At 65.1% G+C, this 5,306-nt stretch carries 8 protein-coding genes; 2 read left to right on the forward strand and 6 right to left on the reverse strand.

Annotated features, from left to right (window positions below; all coding sequences use genetic code 11):
• Positions 1-24: 24 nt before the first annotated feature.
• The 5 genes from AC5JJ6_RS40130 to AC5JJ6_RS40150 are packed head-to-tail and all read right to left on the reverse strand — an operon-like array spanning position 25 to position 3,142.
• Positions 25-273 carry a nitrile hydratase accessory protein gene (locus AC5JJ6_RS40130; protein WP_496047409.1) on the reverse strand — a complete coding sequence of 83 codons (249 nt, stop codon included), beginning with the start codon at positions 271-273 and terminating at the stop codon, positions 25-27.
• Positions 270-926 (reverse strand): nitrile hydratase subunit beta, encoded by a 657-nt coding sequence (nthB, locus tag AC5JJ6_RS40135; RefSeq protein ID WP_496047410.1) that lies wholly within the window; start codon positions 924-926, stop codon positions 270-272. Before nthB ends, AC5JJ6_RS40130 begins: the two co-directional genes overlap by 4 nt.
• Positions 923-1,558, reverse strand: a complete 636-nt coding sequence (gene nthA / locus AC5JJ6_RS40140; protein WP_496047411.1) for a nitrile hydratase subunit alpha — start codon at positions 1,556-1,558, stop codon at positions 923-925. Before nthA ends, nthB begins: the two co-directional genes overlap by 4 nt.
• 3 nt (positions 1,559-1,561) lie before the next feature.
• Entirely contained in the window at positions 1,562-2,362 is an 801-nt protein-coding gene (locus AC5JJ6_RS40145; protein ID WP_496047412.1) for an SDR family NAD(P)-dependent oxidoreductase, read from the reverse strand.
• Between the two features lie 42 nt (positions 2,363-2,404).
• The gene (locus tag AC5JJ6_RS40150) at positions 2,405-3,142 is read right to left on the reverse strand and encodes an SDR family oxidoreductase (RefSeq protein WP_496047413.1); all 738 of its coding nucleotides are present in this window, start codon (positions 3,140-3,142) and stop codon (positions 2,405-2,407) included.
• A 182-nt stretch (positions 3,143-3,324) separates the two neighbouring features.
• Here AC5JJ6_RS40150 and AC5JJ6_RS40155 point away from each other — a divergent pair, with 182 nt between their 5' ends.
• Together AC5JJ6_RS40155 and AC5JJ6_RS40160 are read left to right on the forward strand one after the other, a co-directional pair.
• On the forward strand, positions 3,325-3,885 hold the full coding sequence (locus AC5JJ6_RS40155; RefSeq protein ID WP_496047414.1) for a TetR/AcrR family transcriptional regulator: 561 nt from the start codon (positions 3,325-3,327) through the stop codon (positions 3,883-3,885).
• A gap of 25 nt (positions 3,886-3,910) precedes the next feature.
• Positions 3,911-4,240 carry a DMT family transporter gene (locus tag AC5JJ6_RS40160; protein WP_496047415.1) on the forward strand — a complete coding sequence of 110 codons (330 nt, stop codon included), beginning with the start codon at positions 3,911-3,913 and terminating at the stop codon, positions 4,238-4,240.
• Between the two features lie 13 nt (positions 4,241-4,253).
• Here the strand turns inward: AC5JJ6_RS40160 and AC5JJ6_RS40165 are convergent, their stop codons facing one another.
• Positions 4,254-4,994 (reverse strand): cyclic nucleotide-binding domain-containing protein, encoded by a 741-nt coding sequence (locus AC5JJ6_RS40165; RefSeq protein WP_496047416.1) that lies wholly within the window; start codon positions 4,992-4,994, stop codon positions 4,254-4,256.
• Positions 4,995-5,306: the final 312 nt, after the last annotated feature.

A 5,306-nucleotide genomic window follows, 5' to 3' on the forward strand; every position in this document is an offset into this window, starting at 1 on the left:
GTCAGCGGATGCGTCGGGTCAGTTTCAGGTAAGCTCCCCCGGCAGCACCAGCCCTTTTTCCGTCACCATGCGTTCAAGTGCCCGCAGCCAGTGATGGTAGTAGGTCGTTCCCAGATCCGGATCGCCCCGCTTCTGGGCCTCGGCTATTTCATCCGACAGGACGGCCGCCCACTCCGGCCACGTGAAATGACCCGCCTCGTGAAGTTTCACCGTCATGGCGAAGGCATGGGCTTCCCAGGGTTCGCGGAACGGCGGTTCATCTCCCGGCTTCACGGCGCTGCCTCCAGGTAATCGTCCCAAAGATCGACATAGATCGCATCGTTCGACGGTGCGGCGTCGCCCCACAGGTCGCGCCCGCCGAAGCGGACGCTGTAGCAGTGCTGCGGCTTCTTGCCCAGGCCATGGGCGTGGGTGTCGGGAAATATGTAGACGCCGTGGTCGCGGTCTATCGTGCCGATCCGGCCCCGGCAGTAGCGCGGCACCCGGGTATGGCCGGTGGTCGTGATGTCGAGAACGCGTACCTTCGTCCCAGCCGTGAACTTGGCCGGCACGTCGTCGTCCAGCTTGGCGCTGGCGCCCTTGGCGAGGATCGCGGCCACGCGCGCCGGATCGGGCGGCGGGGTTTCGGCGATGCCGGCCGGTTCCCCCGTCGCCAGTTCCTCCGGCGAGACCATACCGGTATCGACCGCAAGCCGCTCGACCCCTTTGAACCAGATCTCGTAGTAGCTGCTGGCGAGGTAATCGACCGGATGCCGGTTTTCGCGGGCGTGGCGGGAGGTGTCGATGTTCCAGCGGCCATGGAAGCCGAGGGCGAGGGTGATCGTGAACGCCCGCTTTTCCCATTCGGCATGGAACAGCGGGTCGTTCGGGTCGGTGTCGATCGGCCCCATGCCATGCATGCCGCCCATATCGTGGGCGCCGTTCATGGCATGCTCTCCGGCGCCTTGGCCCTGGTGACGCCGATCATGCTGTCGCGGGTGACCAGCTCGGCCAACTGCTCCTCGCTGAAGCCTTCCGTGCCGGCCGGACGCTCCGGCAGCACCAGATACCGGAGTTCCGCCGTACTGTCCCACACCCGCACCTCCACCTCGTCGCCGACGACCGTGCCGAACTCCCGCAGCACTCCGCGGGGGTCCATGACGGCGCGGGACCGGTAGGGAGCGGACTTGTACCAGACGGGCGGCAATCCCAGCACCGGCCATGGGTAGCAGGAGCAGAGCGTACAGACGACCATGTTGTGGACGGCAGGCGTGTTCTCGACCGCGACCATGTCCTCGCCCTGCCGTCCGGTGAAGCCGAACTCCGCGATCGCCGCCGTGGCGTCGCGCAGCAGCCGTTCCTTGTAGGCGGGGTCCGACCAGGCCCTTGCCACGACCTTGGCGCCGTTGCGCGGACCGACCTTATGCTCGTAGGTGTCGATCAGCGCGTTCAGCGAGTCGGGATCGACAAGCTTCTTGGCCACGAGCAGAGCTTCCAGCGACTTGACGCGCTCCGCCAGGGGAGACGCCGGCGCCGCGTGGGGATGCTCATGGCCGTGGCTATGATCGTGGCCGCCCATCGGTCAGACCGTCCCGGCGTCGACGATGAAGGTCTGGGCGGACAGCATCATGCTGTCGTCGGCGCCCAGGAACAGAACCATGCGGGCGACGTCGTGGGGTTGCAACTCGTCCTTGAGGCATTGGCGGGCCAGCGTCGCCTCAAGCTTCTCCGGCGTCACCCAAAGGGTCTTCTGCCGCTCGGTCATGATCCAGCCGGGCGCCACATGGTTGACCCGGATGCGCGAGGGTCCGAGGTCACGGGCGAGCCCGCGCGTCAAGCCGACGGCACCCGCCTTGGCCGCCTGATACACGGCAAGATCGTCGGTGCAGACCATCCAGGAGGTCGAACCCAAGTTGACGATCGAACCGCCGCCGGCCTTCGCCATGCCGGGCGCCACCGACTGCGCCATGAAGAACTGGTGCCGCAGGTTGACGTTGAGGCGCTCGTCCCAGTACTCGGGCGTGACATCCGCGATCTTGTGCCGGTCGTCGCGCGCCGCATTGTTGACCAGCACGCGGATCGGCCCAAGCGAATCCTCGATCCGGCTTGCCGCCGCCTTGGCGGCGGCAAGGTCGGTCAGGTCGCAGGCGACGAACAGGGGATCCGTTTCCCCGGCCTCCTTGATCGTGCCGAGCAGAGCCTCGGCGGCGGCCTGGTCGCGGTCGATGAAGGCGACCTTCGCCCCCTGAACGACGAAGTGAACGACGGTGGAGGCTCCGATCCCCGAAGCTCCTCCCGTGATCAGAACAGCCTTGTCCTTGAGGCTGGGATAGCGGGCGGCGGCTCGCGCTGCCTCGACGTCTGCGACGGTCACGTCAGCCATTTTCGATGCGTTCCTTGCGGTTGGTTCTGAAAGCCCAGTCGATCAGATGCTGATGCCGCCATCGACCACGTGGATCTGGCCGGTGGTGAAAGCGGACTCGTCGCTGGCCAGATAGAGCGCCATGGCGGCGATTTCCTCCGGCGTGCCAAGCCGGCCCAGGGGCTGGCGCGCGACGAACGCCTTGCGGGCCGCTTCCGCATCGCCCTGAGCCGCGATCCGGTCGTCGAGCGACGGCGTCTGGATGGTGCCGGGGCAGATCGCGTTGCAGCGGATCCCCTTGGTCACGAAGTCGGCGGCGACCGACTTGGTCAATCCGATCACGGCCGCCTTGCTGGTGCCATAGACGAACCGGTTCGGGATGCCTTTTACCGACGATGCGACCGAAGCGATATTGACGATCGAGCCGCCCTGGCCGCGTTCAAGCATGGCCGGCAGGAAGGCCCGGATGATCCTGTACATGCTGCGGACGTTCAGGTCGAAGGAGAAATCCCAGTCCTTCTCGCCGCATTCCAGGATCGTGCCGTGATGGACAAAGCCGGCGCAGTTCACCAGTGCATCGAAAGCGCCCAGCTCACCGGCCAGCGACTGGATGGCCTGGGCGTCGAGCACGTCGAGCGCCCGGACTTTCAGGCCTTGGGTGCCTTCAAGCTCGGACAGCTTCTCCATATTGACATCGGTGGCGATGACATCGGCGCCCTCACGCGCGAAGGCCAGCGCGGTGGCGCGCCCGATTCCCTGCGCTGCTGCCGTTACAAGGGCGGTTTTGCCGGACAATCGCATTTCTTACTCCCCCAGCGGACCGCGTTTGCCGCGATTCGGTTGTTCGTTTCCGGAATTAGTCTGTCCCCCGGAGTATTCGGGATACGGACAGTTTCACCCGCCCAAACTGGTATGTCCACTCCCCTGATGAGCAATCCGACAACCTCTTGGCAACATACCGTCCAGACGGTATGTTATTTTCCATGATCGATAACTCTCTCCGCAAACGGCAGCCCGAGGTCACCCAGCAGCGTCTTCTCGACGTGGCCGGCGAATTGGTTACGGAAAGTGGCGTCATGTCCCTGACGCTGGAGGCGGTCGCCAAGCGGGCAGGGGTCAGCAAAGGAGGGCTGTTGCACCACTTCCCCAGCAAGCACGCGCTGCTGATGGCGATGGTGCAGGACATCTCGGACCGCTTCATGGAGCAGGTCGCGGAGCAGGCCGGCAACGATCCGGATGCCCATGGCCGCACCGCCCGCGCCTATGTCCGGACGGTAGTCGACGAGCCCGATCAGGAGATCCGGCGATGGGGTGCCCTGAGCGCCGCCTTCATGTCCGACCCGTCGCTGCTGGCGGACTGGCGGACACGGCTGGCCCAACAACGTGCGGCAGATGCGGCGGAGGTGGCGGATCCGGTCGGACCGATGATCGCCCGGCTGGCCGCCGACGGTCTCTGGCTGGCCGATGTCTGCGGATTGTACGGCATAGACGAGGACATGCGCGGCCGGATCGCCGACCGGCTCGTCGCGCTGACAAGATCATGACCGATGCCGGATCGGGGAAAGCCGAATGACCTACGCGTTTCTGTTCACCGCCATCGTGCTGGAAGTCATCGGCACGTCTGCCTTGAAAGCATCGGAGCAGTTCACGAAGCTGCTGCCCGTTCTGGTCATGGCCGCTTGCTACGGGACGTCGTTTTTCTTCCTGTCGCTCGTGCTGCGGACCCTGCCGGTCGGCGTCGCCTACGCTATCTGGAGCGGGCTCGGCATCGTTCTCATCAGCCTGGTCGGTGTCGTCTGGTTCAAGCAGCCGCTGGACCTGCCGGCAATGCTCGGCCTGGGCCTGATCGTGGCTGGCGTGGTGGTCGTAAACCTGTTCTCGAAATCCGTCGGCCACTGAGGGCCGGTGCGGCTCAGGCCGCGTCGGCCAGTTCCGCGATAGCTTCGGCGTCGGCCAGCTCGACCTTGTGATTTTCGAGCAGGCGGATCAATCCGGCGGTCTTCAGGCAGGTGATGGTGCGGGAAACGGTTTCGATCGTCAGCCCCAGATAGTCGGCGATGTCGGCCCTGCCCATCGGCATGCTGATGCGGGTGGCGTTCAGACCACGCCGCGCCGCTTTCCGCGACAGGTTCATCAGGAAGGTGCAGAGCTTTTCCTTGGCGGTCTTGCGGCCGAGCAGCACCATCTGGTCCTGCGCGGTCAGCAGCTCGTTGGCCGTGATCGCCATCAGGCGGCGGCGGACTTCCTGGTTCTCGTCGATCAGCGCGTCCAGCCGGCGGCGCGAGAAGCGCCGCACGGACGACGGGGTCACGGCTTCGGCGGTATAAAGGTAGTTTTCGTTGAAGGACAGGCCCAGGAAATCGCCGGTTTCCAGGAAGCCGATGATCTGACGGCGGCCGTCGGGGAGCAGCTTGAAGACCCGGATGATCCCGCTGGTCACTTCGAACACGTTGTCCGCGCTCTCGCCTTCGCGGAACAGCGGCTGGTCGCGGTCCAAGGCCGCAGGGGTGGCGATGGCGTCGAGCGAAGCCGCCTGGCGCTGGCCCCAGTTGCTGTTCGCCCACTGAATACGGCTAGAGGTCTGCGGAAGAGCCGGAGCGAAGGTTCCGATACCCACGGCGTTCGTTCCGGCAATGGCAAGAGCTGGAGCCATGTTGTCTTCCTCTCCGTTTCCACTTGGCGGACCTTAGGGCCGCGTTCCTGCTGCAGTGGAGGTATAGGCCCAACGGCCCCGTCGCTTAAGTTCGGGATTGTACGTAAGGGCTTCTACGTAAGGGGTTTTACCTATGGTCCTCTGGCATATGTCAGGTGACTGTAGGATGTTGAATCGATGGAAGAAGGTGACCGGTGGCGGATCGGGAGGCGGCGAAGTATCTCGGCGGACTGGCGCGGCGGGCACGGTTGTGGATCGGTTTGGCGGTCGGCGCCGGGTTCGCCAGCGGATTGCTCCTGCTGGCGCAGGCGG

This window comes from Skermanella sp., assembly GCF_059503625.1.